The organism is Acidiphilium sp. MT5, from assembly GCF_054767495.1.
In genome coordinates this window covers 90,211-117,129 of record NZ_BAABMR010000001.1, presented here as the reverse complement: position 1 = coordinate 117,129, position 26,919 = coordinate 90,211, and the positions used below count along the sequence as shown (strand labels likewise).

The window sequence follows — 26,919 nt, the reverse complement described above, 5'->3', positions numbered from 1 at the left end:
CGCCACGCTGCGCTCGCGATGACGCTGACGTGGCGATGGGGGCGGGAGCGGTTAGGCGGTTTCTTTGTAGAGTTCGCGACCGATGAGCATGCGGCGGATTTCGGAGGTGCCGGCGCCGATTTCGTAGAGTTTGGCGTCGCGGAGGAGGCGGCCGGTGGGGTAATCGTTGATGTAGCCGTTACCGCCGAGGCATTGGATGGCTTCGAGGGCCATCCAGGTGGCGCGTTCGGCGGCGTAGAGGATGGCGCCGGCGGCGTCTTTGCGGGTGGTTTTGCCTTGGTCGCAGGCTTTGGCGACGGCGTAGACATAGGCGCGGCTGGCGCTGAGGGTGACGTACATATCGGCGAGTTTGCCTTGGATGAGCTGGAATTCGCCGATTTTTTGGCCGAATTGTTCGCGCTCATGGACGTAGGGGATGACGATATCGAGGGCGGCTTGCATGAGGCCGAGGGGTCCGCCGGCGAGGACGGCGCGCTCGTAATCGAGGCCGCTCATCAGGACGTTGACGCCGCGCCCGAGGCCGCCGAGGATGTTTTGTTCGGGGATGGCGCAATTATCGAAGACGAGTTCGCCGGTGTTGGAGCCGCGCATGCCGAGTTTGTCGAGCTTTTGGGCGCAGGAGAAGCCGGGGAAGGTTTTTTCGACGATGAAGGCGGTGATGCCGCGCGGGCCGGCGGTGGGATCGGTTTTGGCGTAGACGACGAGGGTGTCGGCGTCGGGGCCGTTGGTGATCCACATTTTGGTGCCGTTGAGGATGTAGGTGTTGCCATGTTTTTCGGCGCGCAGGCGCATGGAGACGACATCCGAGCCGGCGTTGGGTTCGCTCATGGCGAGGGCGCCGATGGCGGTGCCATCGAGCAGGGCGGGGAGGTATTTTTGCTTTTGGGCTTCGGTGCCGTTGAGGTTGATTTGGTTGACGCAGAGATTGGAGTGCGCGCCGTAGGACAGGCCGACGGAGGCGGAGGCGCGGGAGATTTCTTCCATGGCGATGGTGTGGGCGAGGTAGCCCATGCCGGCGCCGCCATATTGTTCGGGCACGGTGATGCCGAGCAGGCCGATGGCGCCGAGTTTTTGCCAGAGATCGGCGGGGAAGTCGTTATCGCGATCGATGGCGGCGGCGCGGGGGGCGATTTCGGCGGCGGCGAAGCGGCGGATGGAGTCGCGCAGGGCCTCGATTTCCGGGCCGAGGTCAAAATCGAGCATGGATTGGCTATTGGCGAGCATTTTGGTCTCCCGAGAGATGGTCAGGCGGATGATAGCGCGGGGAGCGGGCTTCGAGCCAGCCCCAGAGGCCGAGGGCGGCGCCGATGATGCCTTCGGTGCCGTTGTAATTGATGATTGCGGTGACGCCGAGGGTGAGGGCGGCGATGCCGATTGGGCGGTTGGCGAAGGCGAAGGCGAGCAGGCCGAGCAGGAGGGCGGTGAGGCCGAACAGGCGTTCGTACTGTGCCCAGAGCACGGCGTGGCGCGGGAGGCAGACCAGCGGGGCGTGCGGGGCGGCGCAGAGGGCGACGAAGGCGCGCGGGGCGATGGTGGCGTCGCGGAAGGCGTAGGCGGCGACGCTGATGAGCAGGGTGATGGCGATGCCGATCAGGTCGCCACGGTTGGGGCGGGGGATCATGGGTGTGATTCGGGGCGTGAGTTGGGTGTGTGGGGGTTGGGGGAGCGGAGCCTTGCCCTTCGGGCGGCTGCCTCGTAATGGTGCATTGCGAAAACGCCTTTCCATACGTGAAAATCCATCAGCACGGGTTCAAGCACGCGAGCATGGCCGAGACAAATGATATGCCGAGTACGTCGGCTTTGAGTTTCCAGGATATTATTCTGACGCTCCATCGGTTTTGGGCGCGGCAGGGCTGTGTGATTTTGCAGCCTTATGACATGGAGATGGGGGCGGGCACGTTCCATCCGGCGACGACGCTGCGGGCGTTGGGGGATACGCCGTGGCGGGCGGCGTATGTGCAGCCCTCGCGCCGACCGGCGGATGGGCGGTATGGCGAGAATCCGAATCGGTTGCAGCATTATTATCAGTATCAGGTGATTATCAAGCCGAGTCCGGCGGATGCGCAGGATTTGCTGTTGGAGAGTTATCGGGCGATTGGGCTTGATCCGAAGCGGCATGATTTTCGGTTTGTGGAGGATGATTGGGAGAGCCCGACGCTGGGGGCGTGGGGTTTGGGCTGGGAGGTTTGGTGTGATGGGATGGAGGTGGGGCAATTTACCTATTTCCAGCAGGTTGGCGGGATTGCGGTGACGCTGCCGAGCTTTGAGATGACGTATGGGCTGGAGCGGCTGGCGATGTATGTGCAGGGGGTGGAGAATGTGTTTTCGCTCCGGTTTAATGACGCGCCGGATGGGCGGAGCGTGACGTATGGCGAGGTTTTTCTGCGGGCGGAGCGGGAATATTCGGCGCATAATTTTGAATTTGCGGATACGGCGATGTTGATCCGGCATTTTGGCGATGCGGAGCGCGAATGCGGAGCGCTGGTGGCGCGGGGTTTGGCGTTGCCCGCGTATGATTATTGCATCAAGGCGAGCCATTTGTTCAATTTGCTCGATGCGAGGCGGGTGATTTCGGTGGCGGAGCGGGCTTCGTATATCGGGCGGGTGCGCGCGTTGGCGAAGGCGTGTGCGGAGGCTTGGGTTGCAGGGTCTGGGGTTGCCGGGTGATGGCTGAGTTTTTTCTGGAAATTTTTTCTGAGGAAATCCCGGCGCGGATGCAGGCGGAGGCGGCGGTGGCGTTGGGCACCCTTGTGTCGGGTCACTTGTCGGAGATCATTCCGTCGGGAACGTTGATTAATCGGTATTGGGGCCCGCGACGCCTTGCGATCCATGCTCGTGTTCAAGATCACACATTCCGGGTTACATCGGTCTCGATAGAGAGTGATACCATAAGAGGGCCAAAAATTGGCTCACCGTCGGCTGCCTTAGAGGGATTTCTGAGGAAGAATGCGGCGGGTCAGAACCTTGATCTTGTGAAAGAGCGATTGATTGAGCTTGATGGTTATCACCATCTGCGGATTGAGCAAGTGAATGAATCGCGCTCAGCGCATGACATCATTCTGGAGAAACTTGGACCCGTTCTGTCGCGACTTAAGTGGCGGAAATCGATGCGGTGGGGGCAGAGCGGGGCATTTACCTGGGTTCGTCCGTTGCGTCGCGTTATTTGCTTGTTGGACGGCCATGTTGTGCCGATACAACTGGGCCCGGTGGTCGCGTCGAATTTGAGCGAGGGGCATCGTTTCATGACGCCGGGGCCGTTCGTGGTTACCGACGCTGGGCAATGGGAGCGTGAACTCGAGCAGCGCTTTGTCATTGCCAGCGCTGAGAAACGGCGGCGGGCGATTGAGGACTCACTGAATGATGCGGCGCATGCGCATGCGGTAACGATTGTCCAAGATGCTGGATTGCTTGAAGAAGTGACCGGGCTGGTGGAGTGGCCGGTGGCGTTGATGGGGGCGATTGAGCCGCGCCAGATGGCGTTGCCGCCGGAGGTGCGCGAGCTTTCGATGAAGGTCAATCAGCGTTATTTTGCCACGCGCGATGCGACGGGGCAGCCCGCGCCGTATTTTGCCTTTGTGGCGAATATTGCGGCGGATGATGGCGGGGCTGCGATTATTGCTGGCAATGAGCGGGTGTTGCGGGCGAGGCTCGCGGATGCGGAGCATTTTTGGAATTTGGACCGGCAAACGGCGTTAGAGGATTATTTGCCTCGGCTGCAATCGGTGGTGTTTCACGCGAAATTGGGCACGCAGTTTGAGCGGGCGGAGCGGATTGCGGGGTTGGCCGGGCGGATTGCTGCGGCGCTGGGTGCGGATGCGGCTGGGGTGCGGCTGGCCGCGCAAGCGGGGCGGTTATGCAAGGCGGATTTGGTCACTGGCATGGTGGGCGAATTTCCGGAGTTGCAAGGGATTATCGGCGGGTATTACGCGGATGACCGCGATGTGGGTGCTGCGATCCGGACGCATTATCAACCTAAAGGGCCGGGCGATGCGGTGCCGGTGGGAGAGGTTGCGTGCGCGGTGGCGCTGGCTGATAAAATCGATACGCTTCGGGAATTTTTCCGGATTGGTGAAATCCCCAGCGGCTCGGGCGATCCGTATGCGTTGCGGCGCGCGGCGTTAGGGGTGATCCGGATTATTCTGGAGAATGGGTTGCGCGTGGCGTTGCGGAGTTTGCTGGAGAGCGACGCGGTGTTTGATTTTATCATCGAACGGCTGCGGGTGAAGTTGCGGGGCGAGGGCAAGCGGTTTGATGTGTTGAATGCGATTCTGGCGGCGGCGCCGGATGATGATTTGGTGCGAATTGAGCAACGGGCTGTGGCGTTAGAGGATTTTATCACTACTGATGCGGGCAATCGTTTGGTCCAGGCCTATCGGCGCGGGACAAATATTTTGCGCATTGAAGAGGCCAAGGATGGGCCTTATGCGCCCGAAGTTCATGCTAATCAGTTCGAGCGACCCGATGGCGAAGAGGCGGCGCTGAATCGACGATTGGATGAAATTGGTGGTCAGTTGAGTGTTCTCGCCGGAGCCAATGGGTTTGATTTTGTTTTGCAGGAACTTGAAACATTGCACGAGCCGGTCGAAAAATTTTTTGATGCGGTCACGGTGAATGCGGCTGATCCGGCGGTGCGCCGGAATCGGTTGGGGTTGCTGGCTCAATTGCGGGACGTGATGCATCGCGTTGCCGATTTCTCGAAACTCGAAGGGTAGGTCTGCCATGACTCAGTATGTGTATAGTTTCGGTCCTGGTGCCAGCGATGGCAGTGCGGCGTTGCGTAATTTGTTGGGCGGCAAGGGGGCGAATTTGGCCGAGATGGCCAGCATCGGCCTGCCGGTGCCGCCGGGATTTACCATCTCCACCGAGGTTTGCACCGCTTATTACGAAAATGGGCAGCGTTATCCTGAGGGGTTGCAAGCGCAGGCGGATGCGGCGTTGGCCGCGATTGAGGCCAAGACCGGGCGGAAATTTGGCGATAAGCACAAGCCGTTGCTCGTCTCGGTGCGCTCCGGGGCGCGGGTTTCGATGCCGGGGATGATGGATACGGTGCTGAATTTGGGGCTGAATGATGTGACGGTGCAGGGGCTGGCCGAAGGCGCTGGCGATGCGCGGTTTGCGTGGGATTCCTATCGGCGGTTCATTCAGATGTATGGCTCGGTGGTGTTGGATGTGCCGCATCATCGGTTTGAAGACATTATCGAACATGTCAAGCAGGATAAGGGGGTTTCGGAAGATACCCAGCTTTCCGCACAGGATTGGCACCGGGTGGTGGAGAGCTACAAGGATGTGGTGCATGCCGAGACCGGCAAGCCATTTCCGCAAGACCCGCATGACCAGCTATGGGGCGCGATTGGCGCGGTGTTTGGCTCGTGGATGAACCAGCGGGCGGTGACCTATCGGCGGTTGCACGATATTCCCGCCGATTGGGGCACGGCGGTGAATGTGCAGGCCATGGTGTTTGGCAATATGGGCAATGATTGCGGCACGGGCGTGTGTTTCACTCGCGATCCCTCCACCGGGTTGAATGCGTTTTATGGCGAATATCTGCTCAATGCGCAGGGCGAGGATGTGGTTGCGGGCATTCGCACCCCGCTGCCGCTGTCAGAGACCTATGCCAAGCCGGGGGAGACCAGCCTTGAGCGGGCGATGCCCGAGGCGTATGCCGATTTGGTGCGGGTGCGCGATGTGCTGGAGCGGCATTATCGCGACATGCAGGACATTGAATTCACCATTGAGCGCGGCAAGCTTTATATGTTGCAGACGCGCAACGGTAAGCGCACGGCGGCCGCCAGTGTGCGCATGGCGGTGGAGATGGCGCAGGCGGGTTTGATTGATGAGCGCGAGGCGGTGCGGCGAGTTAATCCGCATTCGCTCGACCAATTGCTGCATCCTACCCTCGATCCGAAAGCGCCCCGGCGGAAATTATCGAGCGGTCTGCCCGCGTCACCGGGGGCGGCGAGCGGCATTGCGGTGTTTTCCGCCGATGAGGCGGAGATGCGCGCGCAAAAGGGCGAATCGGTGATTTTGGTGCGGATCGAGACCAGCCCTGAGGATATTCATGGCATGCATGCGGCGCGCGGCATTTTGACCACGCGCGGCGGCATGACCAGCCACGCGGCGGTGGTGGCGCGTGGCATGGGCCGGCCTTGCGTGGCGGGGGCGGGCGGTTTGCATGTTGATTATGCCGCCAAGACCCTCTCGGCGGGCGGGGTGACGGTGCGGGCCGGCGAGATGCTGACCATTGATGGCGCGACGGGGGATATTTTTGTCGGCGCGGTGCCGATGATCGAGCCGTCTTTGTCGGGCGAGTTTTCGATCCTGATGGGCTGGGCCGATGCGTTCCGCCGCTTGAAAGTGCGCGCCAATGCCGAGACGCCGCTGGATGCCGAGACCGCGCGCAAATTTGGCGCTGAGGGCATTGGCTTGTCACGCACCGAGCATATGTTTTTCGATCCGGAGCGGATTGGCGCGGTGCGGCAAATGATTATGGCCAGCGATGAGCGCGGGCGCCGGGCGGCATTGGAGCGGCTGCTGCCGTTTCAGCGGCGCGATTTCACCGATTTGTTTCGGATTATGGCCGGGCTGCCGGTGACGATCCGGCTGCTCGATCCGCCGTTGCATGAATTTTTGCCGCATGGCGAGGCGGAGCTGGCCGAGATTGCCGAAGCGCTGGGGATGAATAGTGCCGCGATCCATCAGCGGGCGGCGGAGCTGGCCGAGACCAACCCGATGCTCGGCCATCGTGGATGCCGCCTTGGGATTTCGTTCCCGGAAATCTATGAGATGCAGGCGCGGGCAATTTTTGAGGCGGCGCTGGATATTGCCGCAGAAACCGGCGATGCGCCGGTGCCGGAAATCATGATCCCGCTGGTGGGGCTGAAGCGGGAATTGGAAATTACCCGCAAGCAGATCGAGACCGTAGCGCAGGCGGTGTTTACTGAGCGCGGTGCGAAAATTGCATATAGTATCGGCACCATGATCGAGCTGCCGCGCGCGGCGATGACGGCGGATATGATTGCAACGGCGGCGGATTTCTTCTCGTTCGGCACGAATGATTTGACCCAGACCGTGTTTGGCTTGTCACGCGATGACGCCGGCAAGTTTTTGCCGCGCTATATCGAGACCGGCATTCTCGCCAAAGACCCGTTCGTGACGCTGGATATTGAAGGGGTGGGCGCGATGGTGCGGATTGCGGCGGAAAAGGGCCGGAGCGTGAAGCCTGATTTGAAATTGGGCATTTGCGGTGAGCATGGCGGTGATCCGGCATCGATTGCGTTTTGCGAGGAGATTGGCCTCGATTACGTCTCTTGCAGCCCGTATCGGGTGCCGGTGGCCCGGCTCGCCGCCGCGCAAGCGGCGATTGGGGCGGCTTCGGACCGCACCGCGTAATGGCCAGCGAACCGCGCGTGACGCTGATTTCCGGCGGGGCGCGCGGCATTGGGGCGGGAATTGCGGCGTATTTGGCCCGGCGCGGTGAGCGCGTGGTGGCGGCTGATCGTGATATTGCTGGGATTATCGCGCCTGCCGGGGTGCGGCTGGTGCGCTGCGATGTGAGTGATGAGGCGGCGGTGCAAAGCCTGCTTGCTGACATTACGACCACGGAGCAGCGGCTTGATGGGTTGGTGTGCAATGCCGGGTTTATGCGGCGCACGCCGCTTGCGGACCTGAGCCTCGCGGATTGGCGGACGGTGATTGATACGCATTTGACCAGCGCGTTTTTGCTGGTGCGCGCCGGAGAAAAATTGCTGCGCGCGGCGCGCGGTGCCGTGTTGATGATGAGTTCAACCCGGGCGCATATGTCCGAACCAAACACGGAATCTTACGCGGCGGCGAAGGGGGGATTATTAGCGTTGTGCCATGCGCTCGCGATCTCGTTAGGGCCGGATGTGCGGGTGAATGCGATCAGCCCCGGTTGGATCAACAGCGCGGGCGCAGACCTCAGCGCCGAGGATCATGCGCAGCATCCGGCGGGGCGGGTCGGGACGATTGAGGATATTGCTCGGCTTGCCGCGTTTTTGCTGGGGCCGGAATCGGGATTTGTCACCGGTGCGGAATTTGTGGCTGATGGCGGGATGACGCGTAAAATGATGTACGCGCCGTAGCCCACACTAACCCTGATATTGGTCCAACTGGTCGATCAAGGCCGGGGGTTGCCAGTTGCGGAAAAACCCACGCCCGATGGCGCTGGCGACATCCATCAGCAGGATTTGCACGCGATCGAGATAAAGATGCAGGTCGCCCGCGAGCAGGCCGGCCATTGGCGGGTCGAGCAGGGTGGCGCGCAGATATTCGGCGCGCTCGATGGCGGGGGCGATGCCGCTCAGATGATGCATGCGGCGCAGATCATCGAGATGGGTTTCGCAGCGGCGCACGCAATGCAGCACTGAGCGGGCGAAAGAGGGATCGCGCAGCAAAAATTCAGCGACGTCTTGCACGTTGAAAGCGCCACGCGAGAGGCGTTTGAAGGCGTGATAGCCAGCGGCGGCGCGCAGCACGGCGTTCCACTGGGTGAGTTCGGTGACACGCCGGGCTTCGTGCTCGCGCGGAACCAGCAGCCGGTATTTGATATCGAGCAGGCGGGTGGTTTGATCGGCGCGTTCGAGTTGGCGACCGAGCTGGTAGAATTGCCAGCCTTGATCGCGATACATGGTGCCTTCGGTCACGCCGGTATGGGTTTGCACCGCTTCCTTGAGGCGGGTGCAGAGGCGCGAGAGCGAATCGCCTTCCAGGTCGGGCGGCTGGATGCGCAGCACAAAGCGATGCATCACGTTGATATGCCGCCACATTTCCGTGGAGATCAGGGGCCGCAAGGTGCGCGCGAGGGTGCGCGCTTGTTCAACGCAGGCGGGGATGCTGGTTGGGTTTTCGCGGGCGAGCAGATAGAAGCGTTTGACCGCCATGGGGTCGGATTCGGCACCGACGCCGAGCCAAGTTGCGAAATTCGCTTCATCGGCGTTGATTGCGACCAAGGCGGCCCAGGATTCGGCTTCGCGACCGGGGCTTTCGAAGCTTTGCGCGACATCGATCAACCGGGCGAGATTTTCCACCCGCTCCATATAGCGGGCGACCCAGAACAGGTTTTCGGCGTCGCGCGCCAGCAAAATCGGATCGGCGCGCATCATCGGCGTGGCTCCGCGAGCACCCAGGTATCTTTCGAGCCGCCGCCCTGCGAGGAATTGACGATCAGGCTGCCTGGCTTGAGGGCAACGCGGGTGAGGCCGCCGGGTAGCACCCAGCTATCGCGGCCCGTGATGATGAACGGGCGCAAATCGAGATGGCGCGCGCCGATCCCGTCATCGGTGAGGGTGGGCGCGACCGATAGGCCGATCAAATCTTGGCTGATCCATTGCGCGGGGTCGGCGCGCAGGGCGGCGCGGGCGGCATCAAGCTCGGCGTGGCTGGCGCGCGGGCCGATGGTGATGCCGTAGCCGCCGGATTCGCCGACGGGTTTGACCACCAGCTCATCGAGATGATCGAGCGTATAGGCCAGCGCGTCCGGCTCGCGACAGATACGGGTGGGGACGTTCTCGATGATCGGGTCTTCACCGAGATAATATTTGATGATGCGCGGCATATAGGCATAGACCGCCTTGTCATCGGCGACGCCGGTGCCCACCGCGTTGGCGATGGCGACATGGCCGGCGCGCCAGGCGCGGATCAGGCCGGGGACGCCGAGCAGACTATCGGCGCGAAAAATTTCGGGATCGAGAAAATCATCATTGAGGCGGCGATAAATGGTGTGGACCCGGCGCGGGCCGGCACTGGTGCGCATGAAGACGCGGTCATTCTCGATGGTCAGATCCGCGCCTTGCACCAGCGGGACGCCCATTTCGCGGGCGAGGAACACATGCTCGAAATAGGCGGAATTATAGATGCCGGGCGAGAGCAGCACGACTTCGGGATTATCGGTGCCCTCCGGCGCGATCTCGTTCATCGCGGCGCGCAGGCGGTAGCCGTAATCATCGACCGGGCGCAGCCGCACGCCGGCCATCAGATCGGGGAAGGCGCGCAGCATCAGATGGCGGTTTTCCACCACGTAAGAAACGCCAGAGGGGGTGCGAGCATTATCCTCCAGCACGCGGAAAACGCCGAATTCATCACGAATAATGTCGATCCCGCAGACATGGACATAGGTGCCGTGCGGCACTGGGAAATCGCGCATTTCGGGGCGGAAATTCGCGTTGCCGAACACCAGATCGGCGGGGATGATGCCGTCTTTGACGATTTTGCCGTCGTGATAAATATCGCCAAGGAAGGCATTGAGCGCGGCGACGCGCTGCAGGCAGCCCGCTTCGAGGCGCGCCCATTCGGCGGCGGTGAGGATGCGCGGGATGCAATCGAAGGGTAAAATTCGATCGATCGCCTGGGCATCGGAATAGACGGTGAAGGTGATGCCAAGATCGATCAGGTCGCTCTCGGCGGCGGTGGCGCGGGCGCGCAAGGCGGCACCGCCGATTTGTTCGAGCCGCTGGCGGATCAGCGCCGAGACGCCAGCATCATCCGGGCGCTCGCGTGTCAATTCGCAAAAAAATCGTCCGGGTTGGTAGGCGGCGAATAAATCGGTCGCGTGCGAAGCCATCCAAGGCACTCCTCTTATCGGGGCTTATGTTCAACGGTGCGGCGGCGCGATGCAACCGAAAAATAGCGCATGGTAACGATTCGGCGTGATTTTAGGCAGATTTCTGGAATGACGCGCTGATTTTTACGCCCGTTGCCGTCAAAATAGTCGCAGATTCCGGGCGCGGCTTGGGGTGGTGCAAAAATTTGCTTACGAATTATTCGCATGGCGGGGTATAAAAGAATGTAGTGATGCTGATTCCCCCCGACCCCAGGCTCGCCTATGATCCGCCGATGAGCCACGATGCGCTGCCCTCCCCGATGATCGATCAACGCGGACCGACCGTTGCGACGCGGGCGGCAGAACGGGCGGCGACGCGGATTGCGACCGAGGCGTTGCAGCGGATTGGTGCTGAGGAATTTGCCGCGCGCGGGGTGGCGCTGCGGCGGCGGGCGGGGCTGCTCAGCCCGATGCAAAAGATGGGGGCTTTGGCCGGTGGTTATGATCCGATGCCGGTACCGATGGCGGCGGCGGCGTTTTCGGGCTTGGCGCGCTCGATTGTGGCAAGGGCCTGGGCGTGCGAGGCGTTGATTGAAACGGCCTATACCAGCGGCGCGCTGAGTGCGCTGGCGGTGCCACCGGAGACGCTGTTTCGCGCGGGGAATTTCATCCGCCCGATGGTGACCGGGCCGTTGGCCGCACCCCGGCTGGGATTTTACGCGGTTGATTTGATCCGCGATCCGGCGGGCGGTTACGCGATGCTGCGCGATCATTGTGCCGCGCCCGCAGGCCTGGGCCATGCGGTGATGCTGCGCCGCTTGACCGCGGAGATGATGCCGGAAATGCGCGCGGCGGTGACGCTGGTGAGCCAGAATCCCTTGATCGAGCGGCTGCGCGAGGATTTGCACGCGCTGGCCGGGGGCCAGCCCATGGCGGTGCTTACCGATGGGCAGGGTGATTTGGCCGATATTCATTTTCTGGCACGGCTTTTGGGTGCGTTAGTGCTGCGGCCCGGCGATTTGGCGATGATTGGCGATGCGATGCAGGTCAAGACGCTGGCCGGTGGGCAGCCGTTGCGGTTGATTGTGCGCTGCATGGATGATGCGGCGATTGACCCGTTGGAACAAGGCGGATCGCCCGATCGCGGGATTGCCGGGTTGTTTTCAGCGTTACGGCGTGACCGGGCGGTGATGCTGAATGCGCCGGGGGCGGGATTAGCCGAGACGCTGGCGGGGTTTTTGCCGGATTCGGCGGATTTGCCAATGGGTGCGGCGCACGGGGCGGACGCGCATTATCGGTTTTTTGCGGTGCGGCTCGCGAGCGGTTGGGAAGTGTTGCCGGGCGGGTTGAAGCTGAGCCATGACGCCACAGGGGCGGCGGTGATGCAGGATATTTGGGTGATTGAAGCGGGCGATGCCAGTGCTTCGTCGGTCGCGCCGCCACGCACGGCGCCGCAAGCGCCCGCCCAATCGCGCCCGCGCTTGGATTTGCCAAGCCGGATTGCGGAATCATTATTCTGGCTCGGGCGCATGGTGGAGCGGCTGGATCAGGCGCAGCGTTTGCTCACCGTGGCGATGGTGCATTTTGCCGATGTTAGTGGCCTCGCACATGAGGCGACGGAGCGGGGCTTGCTCACTGAATTGTTAGTGGCGACCAAATTGCTGCCGCAGGAATGGAGCGGTAGTTTGCGCCCAGCTTCGGCGCTGCGCCAAGCGTTGGCGCGGCATCGGCCACTCTCGGCGTTCGTGCAGGAGGTGACGCGGTTGGTTGCGGTGGCGGCGGAACGATTTAGTCCGCGCATGCTGCGCAATGTGGAAGCGGCCCTCGCCTCGGCGCGGGATGCGCTGGCAAGCCATGATGATGATGAGCGTGCTTGGCCGATTTTGGCGCAAGCGATGGCGAGTTTTAGCGGCGTGATGGCAGAGGATGCGGCGGGGGGTGGCGCATTTTTGTTTGTTGAAATAGGCAGGCGGTTAGAGCGTGGGATTACGATTGCCGATACGCTCGCGCATTTGATGGCGGGCAAACCAGCGCGGCGGGATTTGGGCATTGCGCTGGCGATTGAGCTGGCGGATGCCGGGTTGAGCTATGAGACGGAATATGGCGGGGCGATTGCGCCGGAGGCAGCGTTGCAGCTTTTGCTGCATGCGGCGGATCATCCGCGCAGCCTCGCGTTTCAAACCCAAGCCCTGCAGCGCGCCTTTGCGATATTAGAGACGGCGAGCCAATTTGCGCCTGATGGTACGGCAAAGCAACTTGATGCCGGAGTAGAGGCGGGAGCGGAAGCGGATTTGCTGATCGGCGCCTTGCGGGCGCAGGCGGAAGCGTTGCGGCAACTCTCGAACCGGATGATGCGCGATTTATTTGCGCCGCGCCCGGCGGGGCATCAGCTGGGTCAATCAAGCCAGGATCGGTCGCGATGATCCGGTATGCGCTGACCCATCGTTCGCGCTATGATTATTCGGCGCCGGCGCATCATGCGCGGCATTTGCTGCATCTTTTGCCGCGCAGCCTGGGCCGGCAGCAGGTGGTGATGGCGATGCTGGATATCACGCCGCTGCCCGATCAGCGGATCGACGAGCAGGATTATTTCGGCAACAGCCTGATTTCCGTTGAATGTTTGGCGGCGCATCAGTTTTTCGAAACGGTGTTAGACGCGCAGATCCTGATTGAGCCTTGGACAGAAACGCTGGCGGCGGCGCAGGCGCGAAACCCGCTGGCGTTGGATGCGCTGCGGGCGCGCGCGTTTGGCGATCCGGCGTTGGTGGAATTTTTGCAACCGACAGCCCTCACCGAGGCCGATGCGGCGTTGCGCGCGCTGGGTGCGGCATCCTTGTTGGATGGTGCAACGCCGGCGGCGGGGGTGACGGCGTTGATGCAACAAATATATAGCGCGTTTTCCTATGAGCAGGGCGTGACCACGATTGCCACCACCGCGCAGGCGGCGTTCGCGCGGCTTGCAGGGGTTTGTCAGGATTATGCGCATGTGATGATCGCGGCGCTGCGCGCTTGCGGTGTGCCTGCGCGTTATGTGTCAGGCTATTTGCGCAGCGCCTCGGACCTCGTGGTGCCCGATGGCAGCCGGGGAGCGGAGCAGACCCATGCTTGGGTTTCGGTGTGGCTGGGTCCGGCTTTGGGTTGGCGGGATTTTGATCCGACCAATAATGTGATCGTGGATTGCGATCATGTGATCCTGGCGCTGGGGCGCGATTATGCCGATATCAGCCCGGTGCGCGGGGTGATTTTGGGCGGCGGCGCGCACACGCCCCATGTGAGCGTTTCGCTCCGGCGGATGATGGATGATTACATGCCGCCAGGATAATTCGGCCCGCCCGCGCCTTCGGGGGTAACCCAGTTGATGTTTTGCGTGGGGTCTTTGATGTCGCAGGTTTTGCAATGCACGCAGTTTTGCGCGTTGATTTGCAGCCGTGGTTTTTGCTCGTCCGCGCCGATAATTTCATAGACGCCGGCGGGGCAATAGCGGGTTTCGGGGCTGCGATATTGCGCCCAATTCACCGAAATGGCGATTTCGGGATTGCGCAATGTTAGATGAGCGGGTTGGTTTTCTTCGTGATTGGTGTTGGAAATAAACACCGAAGAGAGCCGGTCGAAGGTTAATTTGCCATCGGGCTTGGGATAGGCGATGGGCGTGCTTTGGGCGGCGGGTTTGAGGGTGGTGTTATCGGCGTGCTGGCTCAGCGTCCAGGGGGATTTGCCCCGGGTGATATAGGTCTCGAAGGCGGCGTTCATCAGCCCGCCAAACAGGCCGAATTTGGCAAAGCCGGGGCGGATATTGCGCACGGCTTCAAGCTCGGGCCACAGCCAGCTCGCGCGAATTTTGGCGGGGAACGCTTCGAGCAGATCTGGCTTGCTGCCAGCAAGGGCGTCCGCGATGGCTTCGGCGGCGAGCATGCCAGATTTCATCGCGGTGTGGGTGCCTTTGATTTTCGGCACGTTGAGGAAACCCGCTTCGCAACCGACCAGCACGCCACCGGGGACGATGAGTTTCGGGATCGATTGGAAGCCCCCTTCATTGAGGGCGCGCGCGCCGTAGGAAATGCGTTTGGCACCTTCGAAAAATGGGCGGATGGCGGGGTGGGTTTTGAAACGCTGCATTTCCTCGAACGGTGAGAAATACGGATTTTCGTAATCCAGCCCGACCACAAAACCATAGGCCATCAAATTGCCGCCCAGATGATATAAGAACGAGCCACCATAGGTTTTACGGTCCAGCGGCCAGCCGATACTATGCATCACCAGGCCAGGGCGATGCTGCGCGGCGGGCACCTCCCAAAGCTCCTTGATGCCAATGCCATAGGTTTGCGGATCAACACCTTGATTGAGGCCGTACGTGGCGATGAGCTGTTTGCCGAGACTGCCCCGGCAGCCTTCGGCGAACACGGTGTAGCTGGCCCGCAATTCCATGCCGCGCTGAAACAGCTCAGTGGGTTGGCCATCTTTGCCGATTCCCATATCGCCGGTTGCCACACCGACCACGCGGCCCGCCTCGGTGAGAATTTCGGCGGCGGCGAAGCCGGGATAGATTTCCACACCCAGCGCCTCGGCCTGCGCGCCGAGAAACCGCACGACGTTACCAAGGCTGACCACGTAATTGCCGTGATTATGCATTTGCGGCGGCGTTGGCATTTTGTAGCTGGATTTTTCGGTGAGGAACAAAAACCGATCCTCGCCGGCGGGGACGGCAAATTCGATGTCGGTGATTTTCGCGTCCGGCAGCAATTCAGCGAAGGCGCGCGGCTCGAGCACGCAGCCGGAGAGAATATGCGCGCCGACTTCGCTGGCTTTTTCCACCACGCAGACGCTGATCTCGGGGTTGAGCTGTTTAAGCCGGATCGCGGTGGCAAGGCCTGCGGGTCCGGCACCGACCACCACCACGTCAAACGCCATCGATTCCCGTGGCATGGTGCGCATATCGGTCTCGCCAGTGTCTTGGGTTGGATCGGTCATAAAGTGGCTCCGTGACGGGCTGAATGGATCGGCTCAGCGATGATGTAGAGTGAATCGAGGGTTGTCGTCGATTGACGTATACGGAAAGGGCGGTCCGTTCGTAAAGTGTCTTTGGCGATGGGCCCCATTGCATTACCGGGGGCAGGCGGGCCAAATCAGCTTATGAGCCCAAATCAGCTTATGAGCGTGGTGCCGCGATCGGAATGGATCAAACTCTTGGAGCTCCAATGCGATTGGGGCGCCGATGAGGCGTTGCTGGACACGGCGCAGGACCGCCGTGGGCCATCCGCGCCGGTGGCACGAGTCGCGCCAGTGCCATTGGTTGCGCCAGCGCCTGCGGTGATGCCAGCGCCTGCGGTGATGCCAGCGCCTGCGGTTGCGCCGATTGGCGGGTCGGTCGATCTGAGCGCGATTGATAATTTGGATGGGCTACGCGCGGCATTGGCGGCGTTTGAGGGATGCGCGCTCAAGCGCACGGCGACGCAATTGGTATTTGCCGATGGCGCGGCGACGCCGCTGGTGTTGCTGATTGGCGAAGCGCCCGGCGCAGAGGAAGACCGGATTGGTCGGCCCTTTGTTGGCCCGGCGGGGCAATTGCTGGATCGGATGTTGGGTAGCATCGGGCTGGATCGCGGCACGGTGCGGATTATTAACACGGTGCCGTGGCGGCCACCGGGCAATCGCACGCCCTCAGAGGCGGAAATCAATCAGTGCCTGCCGTTTTTATGGCGTCATATTGCGCTGGTGCGCCCGCGTGCGGTGCTGCTGCTCGGGGCGGTGGCGGTGCGGGCGGTGCTGGGCCGACCGGCGCCGATTACCAAAATTCGTGGGCAGTGGCAGGAGATTATCGTTCCTGATCTTAATCACGCGCTGCCAATGCTGCCGACCTATCACCCGGCCTATTTATTGAGGAAACCAGAGGCCAAACGCGAAGCCTGGACCGATTTGCTGGCGCTGCGGCGCGAAATCAACCGCTGAACGGTGTTCGGCGGCGCTTGGCGCAATGCTGCATCACAAAAAACGCATCCGGTAACGACATTGTGATATTAACACCGCCCCGGAACCCATTCTAAAGCGATATTTTGCCTCAATAATAAGATTTGTCTCACGTAAAGGGGTTGCCCACCCGGATACTCCCCGTGTAGCCATTCGACCCATGCGAGGAGCACTCAAAACGCTCTCCCGCCGACATGCCATCGTCGCGTTGATCGCCACGATCGCATGGTCCGCTACCGCCGGAGTTCCTTCCGTGGCGCTAGCCGGGCAAAGGGGGTCACCAGATCGGCAGTCCGGGGTTTCATCCTCCGGCAGTGTTGCCTATGCGATACCGCGTTCGACCCCGGCCAACGGGGCTGAGGTGGTGTTGGCGCGGCCACTCGCGCCCAGCGATGTGGTGCTGTATCGGCGCATTTTTGCCGATCAGCATGACGGGCGGATGGCGCAGGCGGCGGCGCTGGAATCGCGCTTGCAGAGCCAGGTGCTGATCGGTCAGGTTGAGGCGCAGAAATATCTCGGCCCGTATCATGTCTCGACGCCCGCCCAGCTCGCCGCTTGGCTCGCGCACTATAACGGCCAGCCTTATACACGGCGGATCAGGGCGTTGCTGCTCAGCCGCCTGCCCCGTGGCGCGGCTCCGCCGCCAGCGGCGCTGGTGAGCGATGTGCCGTCGCCGCCGCTGGTTGCCAGCGGGTCGAGCGGCTCGGTGCGCGCGTCCTCGAACCCGCAGGCCATCCAGGCACGGCATTTATTTGCCCAGGGCGATTATGTCAGCGCCTATCGGATTGCCCATGAGCAGATGCTAGCGACGGGGAAAAATTCGTGGCTGGCGGATTACGTCGCCGGGCTATCGGCCTGGCAATTGCACAATTTGTCCGGCGCCCTGCCCTGCTTTGTCGCGGCGGCTGAAACGGCGCGCGGCACGGCGGGCGAGCATGCGGCCGGGGCGTTTTGGGCGGCGCGCACCGCGTTGCGGCTGCGCCAGCCAACGACCTATTTATCCTGGCTGAACCGGGCGGCGCGCAGCCATACCAGTTTTTATGGCATGCTGGCCGGGCGGCTGCTGGGCCGGGGGTTTGACCGGTTTGGCGCGGCGGGGACACTATCGGAAGCGGATGTCGAGGCGGTTGCGGCGCAGCCGGAGGGTAAGCTTGCTTTTGCCTTGATCCAGGTGGGCCGACCGCAAGAGGCCGATGCGGCGTTGCGGGCGCTTTGGCCGTCAGTGCAGCGCAATCCGGCGATGGCGCGGGCGGTGGCGCGGGTAGCGAGCCGAGCCGGGCTGATGGATGTGGCGATTGCCTTCAACGCCGAGGCCCCCACCACGATTTATTCGGCGGCGCGCTTGCCGCTGCCGGGCTTGCAGCCGAGCGGCGGGTTTCAGGTTAATCCGGCCCTCATGTATGCCCTGGCCCGCACCGAATCCGGGTTTAACACCAATGCGGTCTCGCCGGTGGGCGCGCGCGGGTTGATGCAGCTAATGCCGGCGACGGCGGGAAGCATGGCGCGGCTGAGCGGGGTGCAAGGTAATCTCAGCGATCCGGCGGTCAGCTTGGCGTTAGGGCAGACTTATTTGCAATATTTGGGAAATCAACATTGGGTGGATGGCAATTTGCTCGATGTGCTGGCCAGCTATAATGCCGGGCCGGCGGCAGCCGTGGCTTGGGCGCAGCGCTATCGGCATGGCGGCGATCCGCTGATTTTCATGGAATCGATCCCAAACGGCCAGACGCGGCATTTCGTGCGGGAAGTGCTGACCGAGAGCTGGATTTACGCCGATGAGCTGGGAATTACGCCGGATAGTTTGAACGCGCTGGCGGAGGGGCATTTTCCGCGCTTGAACCATTATCAGGGCACGCAGCTCGCGGCGCGCTAAGATTTTGCGCCCGTCCGGCTCGGCGGATCGGGCGATGATGGTGAGGCGATCATGCCGGGGCGTTGTTCACTGAAAATTTAGGTTTATCGGCTAGAGACGGTCGCATGAAGGTGATGCACCGCCCCGATATTGCGCGTCCTGATGATGATTCCTACGAGGCACACCTGCGATCAGGGCTTGCGGCCTATCGGTGCGAAAATTTTGCGGCGGCGGCGCGCTATTTTGCCGAAGCGCTGCGGTTGAACCCGGCGGATCAGGCGGCACGGATTAATCTTGCCAACGCGCTGTGGGCGTCCGGCGCGCTGGATGAGGCGGCACTTATCGCGCAGGCGGCGCTCGAGCCATTGATCGGCGCGCCCGCAGGTGGTGCGGAGTCGCTTTTGTTTGAGGCTTGGATGATTAATGGCGCGATCCGGCTGGCGCGGGGCGATGCGCCGGGGGCGATTGCGGCCTATCGGGCGGCGGTCGCGGGCCGACCGGCGGCGGCTTCGGGCCATGCGGGTCTCGCCGCCGGGTTGCTGGCGCAGGGCGATGCGGCGGGGGCTGAAGCACAGGCGGACGTGGCGTTGGCGCTCGATCCGGCCTGTTGGCATGCCTTGGGCACCAAGGCGGCGAGCTTGGCGGCGCGGGCGGATTTCGCTGGGGCGATTGCCGCTTATGATGCGGCGCTGGCGGCTCAGCCCGGCAATGCCGGGTTTTGGCTCAATCGCGGGGCGGCGAAGCTTGACCTTGATGCGCTGGAGGCGGCGGAGCAAGACCTCGCCATGGCGACCCAGCTGGACCCGTTGGGATTCCCGGCATGGGTGACGCGGGGCTATGCGGCTTGCTTAGCGGGGCGGCTTGATGAGGCGATTGCTTGCGCAGATCGGGCGATTTGTCTTGAGCCGGAGCATCCGCAGCCCCATTGGAATCGGGGCATCGCGCTGCTGCTGAAGGGCGATTATCCCGCCGGCTTTGCTGCCTATGAATGGCGCAAGCGCCATCCGCTGCATGGGCGCGCGTTCACGCGGCTGCCCGCGCCGATTTGGCAGGGTGAGGCGGTTGCCGGGCGCAGCCTGTTGATCCGCGCCGAGCAGGGCATGGGCGATACCATCATGTTGGCCCGTTTCATCCCGGAGCTTGCCGCGCGCGGGCTGCGCATCACCCTCGCCTGCGCGCCGGCACTGCACCGGCTGCTGCAAGATTTGCCCGCAACCCTGATCGATCTCGCGGCGGCGGATGAGGCTGGCGGCTTTGATCACGCGATTGATCAAATGAGTTTGCCGCTGGCACTGGGGCTGACGCCATCGTCGATTCCCGGGGCGGCAGGATATCTCCGCGCCGATCCTGACTTGCTGGCGGGCGCGCTTGCATGGCTGGCGCAGCATGCTGCACCGGCACGACCACGGATCGGGTTGGTTTGGGCGGGCAATCCCACCCATGACAATGATCGGCGGCGATCCTTGCCGGCGGGGGCTTTCGCGCCGCTGCTGGCCGCACCCGGCCTGAGCGCGCCCGGCCTGAACGCAGTTGCGCTGCAATTTGGCGCGCAGCGCGGCGCGTATCCAATCCCGGATGCGATGACGATGGTGCGCGATTATGCGGATACCGCAGCGCTCATCGCGTCGTTGGATGCGGTGGTGACGGTCGATACCTCGGTTGCGCATCTGGCCGGGGCCCTCGGTGTGCCGTGCCATATTATGCTGTCATCAGCCTGTGATTGGCGCTGGGGCCAAGCGGGCGCCGATTCGCCCTGGTATCGCAGCGTGCAGCTGCACCGGCAGGAGCGGCTCGGCGACTGGTCCAAGCCAATCGAATCGGTAATGGCGGCGCTGGGATGCGGCGGCGCGGCGAGTCCGCCTTGCGTCACTGTGGCTTCTGGGATACAGAACATAAAGCGAACATGAAGCGGCGCCCAAGCTTGCCGGGGCGCTGGATGAATATTCTGCAAAAAATCTTTATCACTGCATCTAGTATGCGATTGCGCGAACCGCCCTCTATATGTTGATATAGGGGGAGATTAAGGAAGGCTGACGAGGCAATGAACGCAATTTCGAAATCCGCAACGGCCGAGCTTTCGGCCGAGCCGTCAATGCTCGATGATACCGTACAGATGCATGGTCGATTCCAGGTTCGAGTCGACCGGTCGCGCGATTCGCTGTTGACCGATTTTGGCCGCGCGACGCTGGATGACCGCTATTTGCTGCCCGGCGAAGGCTATCAAGATTTGTTTGCGCGGGTCGCATCCTATTATGGCGATGATGCCGCGCATGCGCAGCGGCTTTATGATTATATCAGCCGCCTGTGGTTCATGCCGGCGACGCCGGTTTTATCGAACGGCGGGACCAGCCGGGGCTTGCCGATTTCCTGCTTTTTGAACGAGGCCTCGGATAGTCTTGAGGGCATCGTTGATCTCTGGAACGAGAATGTGTGGCTGGCCTCCAAGGGCGGTGGCATTGGGTCTTATTGGGGCAATTTGCGCTCGATTGGCGAAAAAGTGGGGCAAAACGGCAAAACCTCCGGGGTGGTGCCGTTCATTCGGGTGATGGACAGCCTGACGCTGGCGATTTCGCAAGGCTCGCTGCGGCGCGGCTCGGCGGCGGTTTATTTGCCGATTTCGCATCCCGAAGTGGAGGAGTTCATCGAAATCCGCCGCCCGACCGGTGGTGATCCGAACCGCAAGGCGCTGAATTTGCATCATGGGATTCTGATCTCGGATGCGTTTATGCGCGCGGTTGAGGCGGATGAAACCTGGTCGCTCACCTCGCCGAAAGATGGCGCGCATGTGCGCAATGTTTCGGCCCGTTCGCTCTGGATTCGGATTTTGACTGCGCGGATCGAAACTGGCGAGCCCTATTTGGTGTTTTCCGATCACGTCAATAACGCCCGCCCGGAGCATCACAAGCTCGCCGGGCTGGAGGTGAAAACCTCGAATCTATGCTCGGAAATCACGCTGCCCACCGGGCTTGATCAGCATGGCCAGCAGCGCACGGCGGTGTGTTGCCTGTCCTCGATCAATTTGGAAACTTGGCTGGAATGGCACGATAATCCGCAATTCATTGAGGATTTGATGCGCTTCCTCGATAATGTGCTGCAAGATTTCATCGATCGCGCGCCCGACAGCATGGGGCGGGCGAAATATGCGGCGATGCGTGAGCGTTCGGTTGGGCTGGGGGTGATGGGATTTCACTCCTTCTTGCAGGCGCTCAACATTCCGTTGGAAAGTGCGCTCGCGAAAGCTTGGAATCTACGCATTTTCAAACATATCCGCGCCGGTGCTGATGCCGCTTCGCGCAAGCTGGCGCAGGAGCGTGGCCCCTGCCCCGATGCCGCCGATTATGGGGTGATGGAACGGTTTTCCAATAAAATCGCGATTGCGCCGACCGCGTCGATCTCAATCATCGCTGGCAATTCCAGCCCTGGGATCGAGCCGATTGCCGCCAATGTGTTTTTGCAAAAGACATTGTCGGGTAGTTTCTCGGTGCGCAACCGGCATTTGCAGAAATTACTGGCGGCCAAGGGGCGCGATGATGATGAGACTTGGTCGAACATCACGGTGACCAAAGGGTCGGTGCAGCATCTTGATTTTCTCACCGACGATGAGAAGGCGGTGTTCAAAACCGCTTTTGAGCTGGATCAGCGTTGGATCATCGAGCATGCGGCGGATCGCACACCCTATATTTGCCAGAGCCAATCTGTGAATGTGTTTTTGCCGGCGAATGTTCATAAGCGGGACCTGCATCAAATCCATTATCAGGCTTGGAAGCGCGGGGTTAAATCGCTCTATTATTGCCGGTCGCTGTCGATCCAGCGGGCGGACACGGTGAGCGAGAAAGTGGCGCGGGTAAATGATATTAATATCGCCGCTGATATTCCTGCGCCGTTGGCCGCCGTGCCGGTGAGTTCGACCAACTATGAGGAATGTCTGGCCTGTCAGTGACAGGACGGAGAAAACTCGTCTGATCGAGGCTTCAGCGCCGTCGTGTTACGCCTAATTTGGCGTGAGCGATGGCAGCGAGCCAAATCATCAGTGCAGCAAACGCTATGGCGCAGCTTCGGCGTATCCCTGGTGGCCGATAGAAGAAATTAATGTGGCTTGCCCCGATCGGCAATGTAATTGATTGAAAAATATCCCCTGTCGGTTTGATCGGTGTTGATCGGCCATCGATCGTTGCGTGCCATCCTGGGAAATCAGCTTCCAGCCAAGTCAGTGTGGCGGCCACCGGGCAATGCGCATCGACGCGCTGCCAGGTGCGTATGGTCAGCTGACAGGCGTTGGATGCTGAAAATAACGCTCTGGTGTGCGGCAATTGGTAGAGGCGCATGACCGCATTATGAAACACTAATGTCGGTCGCGGCGGCGCTGGCAAGGAAACCAGCCGAATAACCGGATTCAAGCCGTGCAAAGCGGGCGGCGTGCTGGCCAAAATCATGCCCGAGGATTGCGGGGCGCCGAACCAAATGGCGACAGTGCCGCCGCGCGGATGTGTTATTTTAATTGACAATGAAGGACTTCGACGCATCGCGAGCGGCTGATCGAGAGGGATTGCAAGATAGGCACCATCGCTCGCAGTTTTGAGGTCGCCGCGCCCTGAGCGGCAGTGATGGCCCCGGCATAATGTCACCACCAGGTGCCCGCTGGCGGCGCCGTGATAGGTGCCGATCAGGATATCGACCTGATCGATATGGTGCAAATTTTTGATGGCGTTTGCGGAAATATCGCCCTGCAAAACGCCGCCCGGTGCCAAAGGGAGCGGGGTTAGGGGGCCAAATCGTTGAGCAAAAATTACAGAATGGATAAATGGGTTCTGATAACTCAACGCGGCGACATAGCGAACGCCAATATTTTCGTAGGCTTGCAAATGACGCCGTAGCTCCGCCGGTTGCTTGGGGGCGCCTTGTACTGTGTGATGCAGGGCATCGAACCGGTGGTTCTGCCTTGGCCGCCGCGGCAAATCGCCGGTCAACAGCACAACGTTAGCATACCGGTCGAGATTTTTATGGATATATTGATTCCAATTCTGCGCAACCGGCAAAGCATTGTCGTTGATCGAGGCGAGATGAAACGCGGCGGGATAGTTAGGCCCAAACGGGCCGAGTGTGTAAAATCGCGCAAAGCCGAGATGGCGCTTTAAAAACATCACGCCATGCGTATCGAGTTTTGCTTGGCGCGGCGCGCCCAGTTGCGTGATGCTCGCATCCGCCACGGCACTGCAGCTGATGATGAGCCCGAGCAAAATTGCGGTGCGACGCCGTGGTGCGCGCGTTAAGAGAATAATCGCTGTCAGGGCCATCACCACCCCGAGCAAAGTTGTTCCGACGATAAAATAGGTGAGGCTGGGACGACCTAGCACCCATAAACGTATCGAATGGAAGAGTGGCAACAAAGCGAGAGCCGTTATTGCCAAAAAGCCAGCGATCAAAAAATTTGCCGCCCTGCGCGCGAGGCCGCCACGGCGCTGCCATGTATCAATCGCGATCGCTACCATGATGAAACTGGCGAGTTCGATTGCCGGGCCGCAGAACCGAACCGAATCGGTCTGCGCCAACAGCGGAATTTGATTAATCGCCCAAAGGACTGGTGGAAATCCAAATATCCGCGCTTCCCAGACCGCGATAACGCCGAACAACACCCATTGTAGACCCTGAAAACGCGAGGGGCGGATGAGCGAAGCCAGCGCCAAGATCGCGGCGACAGCGCCGAACCAATCGCTCAATTTGATCCAATATCGAACAATGAACAGCTCATTGTGATATCGATGCGGCGCGAGCGGCGTGCCGACGGGACCAAATAAATAGGGAAAAATTTGCCTAATGAGGTCAGTAAGACGGATTGACATTATGCTGTAGTAATCAGCATGTTTACCGAGAAACGAGAGATGAACATACTCAAAAAATGGCACCAAAATCGGCAGTGCAAGACCGATGCCGAGGACGCCGCCAAGTGCGATTTTGGCCAGGAACCACCACCGCGCCGCGCCGGCAAGCGCGAACCGCCATAATGTCCAGACTACGCCTAACAAACCTTCGATATAGGCGACTTCAGGATATCCGCTGTAAATCAGATAGGCCACGGCAAGGGGAATCAATGCCCAGCCGAGCTTTTGTTGGCGGATCGTTGCGTCATAGGCCCGCTCGATCCCGAGTAATAATAATGGGCCAAAAGCTATCGGCCCCATCACATGAGGATCGAGAAAGAAGGTGGCGTTCAGGGCATATAAGGCGGCGGCGGAAATCGCGGCAAGGCGCGTCATCCGCATTTGGATCAGCAGCGCATAGGTGAATAATCCTGATAATATTTGCAGGATGATTTTGAGCGCTAACCACCCTTGCCAATATTTGAGAATCAAAACAAAGGGCAAAAACAACGACAAAGTCTGCATTTCAGCCGCGAGCGGCATACCCACACCGGAATAGGGGTTCCACCATGGCACAATGCCATGCAGCCAATCATCGGCACTGAGCATTCCGAGCGGCTGGGTGATGAAACCAATGGTGGGATCAACCCAATTCCACGCGCCCCAAAACGAGTTTTGGTGGAGGGCGCTGGTGAGCCGCATGATGGCAAATCTTGGGTCGTTCTTAAAAACCCCCGTGATGACCAAAATACTCGATAAAATCGGTAACAACGTAATAAAAGTGATCGGTAGACTATGCCTGCCTTTGAGGATTCTCCCCAATGGCATATCAGGCGCGATGTCCGGTGATCAAATGTAAGGTCGCTGGCAGTTGCACGCCCGGTGCTGTGATCGGCGCCAGGGCCCGTTCGAAGGCGGCGCGTAAGGCCGCGCGCTGGGCGGGGTCGGCGGATTTTTCGTCGAGCAGGGCGCCGGAGGGGCCGATTTTGGTGGCGATGTCCGCTTCGCGTGCCAGTGATTCGCCTTGCAGATGAAAGGCGATGGGCTGCACGGCGGGGTCGGCGAAACCGGCCTGGGTGAGCAGGGACGTGACATAGGCGGCATCATCGAACGCCAGCGGCCCGGGCGCGTGCGGTCGGCGCGGTTTGGGCGGACCGAGATGGTCGATCGCCACGTGCAAGGTGACCGCCCAATGCGGATTTTGCTCAACCGGCGCCCAAGCCGCACAGCAGAGCCGGCCGCCATGCTTGAGGGCCGTGCGGAGATTGATGAAGGCCGCGACCGGATCTTCAAAAAACATAACGCCAAAGCGCGACACCACCAAATCATAGATCGGCTCGAAGGGGTGGGTTGCCGCATCCGCCTCGGCGAGCGTGACATTGGAATAGGCGGCCAGCTCAATCGCGGCGGCATCTAGCATCGGGCGTGACACATCCAGCGCGAGAACATGGCCGGTTGGCCCCACCGCCTCGGCCAGCAAGGCGGTGGTGGTGCCTGTGCCGCAGCCAATTTCCAGCACCCGATCACCGCGGCGCGGCGCGGCCTGCGCGAGCAGCAGCGCATTGACCGGGGCCAATCGCGATTCCATCGCCGCTTGCATCGCCACCCATTTGGGACCCGCAATCTGGTTCCAATAGGCGATTTGTTTTTCGTTCATGCCGATTGGGCTGTGGATTTTTTGCCTTTGGGGAGAATTTTCAGCGCCAAACGCACCAAAAACGGCATGGTGGTCGGGCGCAACAGGCGCGGATCATAGCCGGCGAACCGGCGATCATTTTCTTCGAGACAAATCTCCATCAAGCCGCGCACGCTGATCTCTTCGGCACTCACCGCCTTGCTGCCGGTGACTGTGAAATTATTATCCTGCGGCTTAGCGCCCTTGCCGCCCTCATCCATGCCACGGGCAATGCCCATACGCTCCCAGCCGAGGAACACCCACACGGCGGCCACGCGCAGCTCGAACCATGGCCGGCGCCACATGGGCATGGTCGCGCGCTGCCAAGCCAGCCAATTGGCGAATAGCAGAATATGCCGCCCTTCCTCCTGGATCACCGGCTCGAACGTCTCGACCAATTCGGCGGGGAAGAAGCCCGAACGCTTGGCCAATTCAAACAGGCCAAAGGCGAAAAAACTATCAACGCATTCAGAAAATCCGGTCACCAGATACGCCCATTCCGGATCGCGCGGCTGCTTGTACTCCGGCTCCGGCTCCAGCGGGATGCCATAGGCTTCAACCAGCTTGGAGAGCACTTCCTTATGCCGGTTTTCTTCCCAGCCATTCAGCGCGATCACTTCGCGCATCGCCGGGTCGTTGATGGTCGCGGCGTAGGCGGCCATGCGCAGCCGGGCCTTGCCCTCGGTTTGCACCGCAATGTCCCAAATCGGCAGGGAAATGATTTTGTTGCGGGTTTCCTCATCCAGCTTGGGCCAGGCGATCACTGAGGGTTTATAGGGGTTGAAGGTCTCGTGAAACATCCGGCACATGGCGTTTTTATGCGCTTCCGAGCCGGGTTTGAGCGGGCCGGGGGCAGCACTTTTCCAGTGGCGGGCGGCGAAATCGGCGGCTTCGATCGTGGCGGTATCCATCGTGATTGCTCCTCAATCCATTGCCCAATTATGTCGGTATTTTCCGCCGATCCGAAAGGGGCACCCGGTTTTTTATCAGTCAGGCTTTTATCGATTAGGCG

Annotated in this window: 18 protein-coding genes; 10 read left to right on the top strand and 8 right to left on the bottom strand. The window is 61.0% G+C overall.

The genetic code is table 11. The features are described 5' to 3' along the window. Positions 1 to 51: 51 nt before the first annotated feature. Positions 52 to 1,224: an isovaleryl-CoA dehydrogenase gene (locus tag ACYUCQ_RS00555; protein WP_460252544.1), complete on the bottom strand. Its 1,173-nt coding sequence runs from the start codon at positions 1,222 to 1,224 to the stop codon at positions 52 to 54. After that, positions 1,211 to 1,621 carry a hypothetical protein gene (locus tag ACYUCQ_RS00550; protein WP_460252543.1) on the bottom strand — a complete coding sequence of 137 codons (411 nt, stop codon included), beginning with the start codon at positions 1,619 to 1,621 and terminating at the stop codon, positions 1,211 to 1,213. Before ACYUCQ_RS00550 ends, ACYUCQ_RS00555 begins: the two co-directional genes overlap by 14 nt. 143 nt (positions 1,622 to 1,764) lie before the next feature. Here ACYUCQ_RS00550 and ACYUCQ_RS00545 point away from each other — a divergent pair, with 143 nt between their 5' ends. Genes ACYUCQ_RS00545 through ACYUCQ_RS00530 form a run of 4 tightly spaced genes read left to right on the top strand, consistent with a single transcriptional unit; the run spans position 1,765 to position 8,102 of the window. Further along, a complete protein-coding gene (locus ACYUCQ_RS00545; protein WP_460252542.1) occupies positions 1,765 to 2,667 on the top strand; it encodes a glycine--tRNA ligase subunit alpha in 903 nt (300 codons plus the stop codon). Beyond that, positions 2,667 to 4,712: a glycine--tRNA ligase subunit beta gene (gene glyS / locus ACYUCQ_RS00540; RefSeq protein ID WP_460252541.1), complete on the top strand. Its 2,046-nt coding sequence runs from the start codon at positions 2,667 to 2,669 to the stop codon at positions 4,710 to 4,712. The genes ACYUCQ_RS00545 and glyS overlap by 1 nt, the downstream gene beginning before the upstream one ends. A 7-nt stretch (positions 4,713 to 4,719) precedes the next feature. Next, positions 4,720 to 7,389 carry a pyruvate, phosphate dikinase gene (gene ppdK / locus ACYUCQ_RS00535; RefSeq protein ID WP_460252540.1) on the top strand — a complete coding sequence of 890 codons (2,670 nt, stop codon included), beginning with the start codon at positions 4,720 to 4,722 and terminating at the stop codon, positions 7,387 to 7,389. After that, positions 7,389 to 8,102, top strand: a complete 714-nt coding sequence (locus ACYUCQ_RS00530; RefSeq protein WP_460252539.1) for an SDR family oxidoreductase — start codon at positions 7,389 to 7,391, stop codon at positions 8,100 to 8,102. Before ppdK ends, ACYUCQ_RS00530 begins: the two co-directional genes overlap by 1 nt. 6 nt (positions 8,103 to 8,108) lie before the next feature. Here ACYUCQ_RS00530 and ACYUCQ_RS00525 read toward each other — a convergent pair whose 3' ends face one another. Both ACYUCQ_RS00525 and ACYUCQ_RS00520 read right to left on the bottom strand, forming a co-directional pair. Then, the gene (locus ACYUCQ_RS00525; protein WP_460252538.1) at positions 8,109 to 9,122 is read right to left on the bottom strand and encodes an alpha-E domain-containing protein; all 1,014 of its coding nucleotides are present in this window, start codon (positions 9,120 to 9,122) and stop codon (positions 8,109 to 8,111) included. Then, positions 9,119 to 10,579, bottom strand: coding sequence for a circularly permuted type 2 ATP-grasp protein (locus ACYUCQ_RS00520; RefSeq protein ID WP_460252537.1), 1,461 nt, complete (start codon positions 10,577 to 10,579; stop codon positions 9,119 to 9,121). The genes ACYUCQ_RS00525 and ACYUCQ_RS00520 overlap by 4 nt, the downstream gene beginning before the upstream one ends. 230 nt (positions 10,580 to 10,809) lie before the next feature. On the opposite strand from ACYUCQ_RS00520, the gene ACYUCQ_RS00515 reads away from it, so the two are divergent. Next, positions 10,810 to 12,981 (top strand): circularly permuted type 2 ATP-grasp protein, encoded by a 2,172-nt coding sequence (locus tag ACYUCQ_RS00515; protein ID WP_460252536.1) that lies wholly within the window; start codon positions 10,810 to 10,812, stop codon positions 12,979 to 12,981. Then, the gene (locus ACYUCQ_RS00510) at positions 12,978 to 13,880 is read left to right on the top strand and encodes a transglutaminase family protein (protein WP_460252535.1); all 903 of its coding nucleotides are present in this window, start codon (positions 12,978 to 12,980) and stop codon (positions 13,878 to 13,880) included. Before ACYUCQ_RS00515 ends, ACYUCQ_RS00510 begins: the two co-directional genes overlap by 4 nt. Here ACYUCQ_RS00510 and ACYUCQ_RS00505 read toward each other — a convergent pair. Continuing rightward, complete coding sequence (locus tag ACYUCQ_RS00505) at positions 13,862 to 15,490, bottom strand: electron transfer flavoprotein-ubiquinone oxidoreductase (protein WP_460252837.1); 1,629 nt, start codon at positions 15,488 to 15,490, stop codon at positions 13,862 to 13,864. The genes ACYUCQ_RS00510 and ACYUCQ_RS00505 overlap by 19 nt on opposite strands. Before the next feature lie 252 nt (positions 15,491 to 15,742). Between ACYUCQ_RS00505 and ACYUCQ_RS00500 the strand changes: the two genes are divergently transcribed. The 4 genes from ACYUCQ_RS00500 to ACYUCQ_RS00485 all read left to right on the top strand — a co-directional run bounded on the left by ACYUCQ_RS00500 (position 15,743) and on the right by ACYUCQ_RS00485 (position 22,314). Next, positions 15,743 to 16,504 (top strand): uracil-DNA glycosylase, encoded by a 762-nt coding sequence (locus tag ACYUCQ_RS00500; RefSeq protein WP_460252534.1) that lies wholly within the window; start codon positions 15,743 to 15,745, stop codon positions 16,502 to 16,504. Between the two features lie 271 nt (positions 16,505 to 16,775). Continuing rightward, positions 16,776 to 18,395, top strand: coding sequence for a transglycosylase SLT domain-containing protein (locus tag ACYUCQ_RS00495; protein WP_460252533.1), 1,620 nt, complete (start codon positions 16,776 to 16,778; stop codon positions 18,393 to 18,395). A 113-nt stretch (positions 18,396 to 18,508) separates the two neighbouring features. Beyond that, entirely contained in the window at positions 18,509 to 20,281 is a 1,773-nt protein-coding gene (locus ACYUCQ_RS00490; protein ID WP_460252532.1) for a tetratricopeptide repeat protein, read from the top strand. 134 nt (positions 20,282 to 20,415) lie between these two features. Next, the gene (locus ACYUCQ_RS00485; RefSeq protein ID WP_460252531.1) at positions 20,416 to 22,314 is read left to right on the top strand and encodes a ribonucleoside-diphosphate reductase subunit alpha; all 1,899 of its coding nucleotides are present in this window, start codon (positions 20,416 to 20,418) and stop codon (positions 22,312 to 22,314) included. A gap of 31 nt (positions 22,315 to 22,345) precedes the next feature. On the opposite strand, the gene ACYUCQ_RS00480 is transcribed toward ACYUCQ_RS00485, so the two are convergent. From ACYUCQ_RS00480 to ACYUCQ_RS00470, 3 genes are all read right to left on the bottom strand, one after another. Then, a complete protein-coding gene (locus tag ACYUCQ_RS00480) occupies positions 22,346 to 24,934 on the bottom strand; it encodes a hypothetical protein (RefSeq protein WP_460252530.1) in 2,589 nt (862 codons plus the stop codon). A gap of 127 nt (positions 24,935 to 25,061) precedes the next feature. After that, positions 25,062 to 25,889, bottom strand: a complete 828-nt coding sequence (locus ACYUCQ_RS00475) for a class I SAM-dependent methyltransferase (protein WP_460252529.1) — start codon at positions 25,887 to 25,889, stop codon at positions 25,062 to 25,064. Further along, complete coding sequence (locus ACYUCQ_RS00470; RefSeq protein ID WP_460252528.1) at positions 25,886 to 26,818, bottom strand: ferritin-like domain-containing protein; 933 nt, start codon at positions 26,816 to 26,818, stop codon at positions 25,886 to 25,888. The genes ACYUCQ_RS00475 and ACYUCQ_RS00470 overlap by 4 nt, the downstream gene beginning before the upstream one ends. Between the last annotated feature and the right edge of the window lie 101 nt (positions 26,819 to 26,919).

Excerpts from the sequence above, each read along its gene's own strand:
- ACYUCQ_RS00545 (WP_460252542.1), top strand. The coding sequence starts at position 1,765 with ATGGCCGAGACAAATGATATGCCGAGTACGTCGGCTTTGAGTTTCCAG.
- glyS (WP_460252541.1), top strand. The coding sequence starts at position 2,667 with ATGGCTGAGTTTTTTCTGGAAATTTTTTCTGAGGAAATCCCGGCGCGG.
- ACYUCQ_RS00475 (WP_460252529.1), bottom strand. The coding sequence starts at position 25,889 with ATGAACGAAAAACAAATCGCCTATTGGAACCAGATTGCGGGTCCCAAA.
- ACYUCQ_RS00515 (WP_460252536.1), top strand. The coding sequence starts at position 10,810 with ATGCTGATTCCCCCCGACCCCAGGCTCGCCTATGATCCGCCGATGAGC.
- ACYUCQ_RS00480 (WP_460252530.1), bottom strand. The coding sequence starts at position 24,934 with ATGCGGCTCACCAGCGCCCTCCACCAAAACTCGTTTTGGGGCGCGTGG.
- ACYUCQ_RS00490 (WP_460252532.1), top strand. The coding sequence starts at position 18,509 with ATGCACCGCCCCGATATTGCGCGTCCTGATGATGATTCCTACGAGGCA.
- ACYUCQ_RS00485 (WP_460252531.1), top strand. The coding sequence starts at position 20,416 with ATGAACGCAATTTCGAAATCCGCAACGGCCGAGCTTTCGGCCGAGCCG.
- ACYUCQ_RS00520 (WP_460252537.1), bottom strand. The coding sequence starts at position 10,579 with ATGGCTTCGCACGCGACCGATTTATTCGCCGCCTACCAACCCGGACGA.
- ACYUCQ_RS00505 (WP_460252837.1), bottom strand. The coding sequence starts at position 15,490 with ATGCGCACCATGCCACGGGAATCGATGGCGTTTGACGTGGTGGTGGTC.
- ACYUCQ_RS00525 (WP_460252538.1), bottom strand. The coding sequence starts at position 9,122 with ATGATGCGCGCCGATCCGATTTTGCTGGCGCGCGACGCCGAAAACCTG.
- ACYUCQ_RS00470 (WP_460252528.1), bottom strand. The coding sequence starts at position 26,818 with ATGGATACCGCCACGATCGAAGCCGCCGATTTCGCCGCCCGCCACTGG.
- ACYUCQ_RS00530 (WP_460252539.1), top strand. The coding sequence starts at position 7,389 with ATGGCCAGCGAACCGCGCGTGACGCTGATTTCCGGCGGGGCGCGCGGC.
- ACYUCQ_RS00550 (WP_460252543.1), bottom strand. The coding sequence starts at position 1,621 with ATGATCCCCCGCCCCAACCGTGGCGACCTGATCGGCATCGCCATCACC.
- ACYUCQ_RS00510 (WP_460252535.1), top strand. The coding sequence starts at position 12,978 with ATGATCCGGTATGCGCTGACCCATCGTTCGCGCTATGATTATTCGGCG.
- ppdK (WP_460252540.1), top strand. The coding sequence starts at position 4,720 with ATGACTCAGTATGTGTATAGTTTCGGTCCTGGTGCCAGCGATGGCAGT.
- ACYUCQ_RS00555 (WP_460252544.1), bottom strand. The coding sequence starts at position 1,224 with ATGCTCGCCAATAGCCAATCCATGCTCGATTTTGACCTCGGCCCGGAA.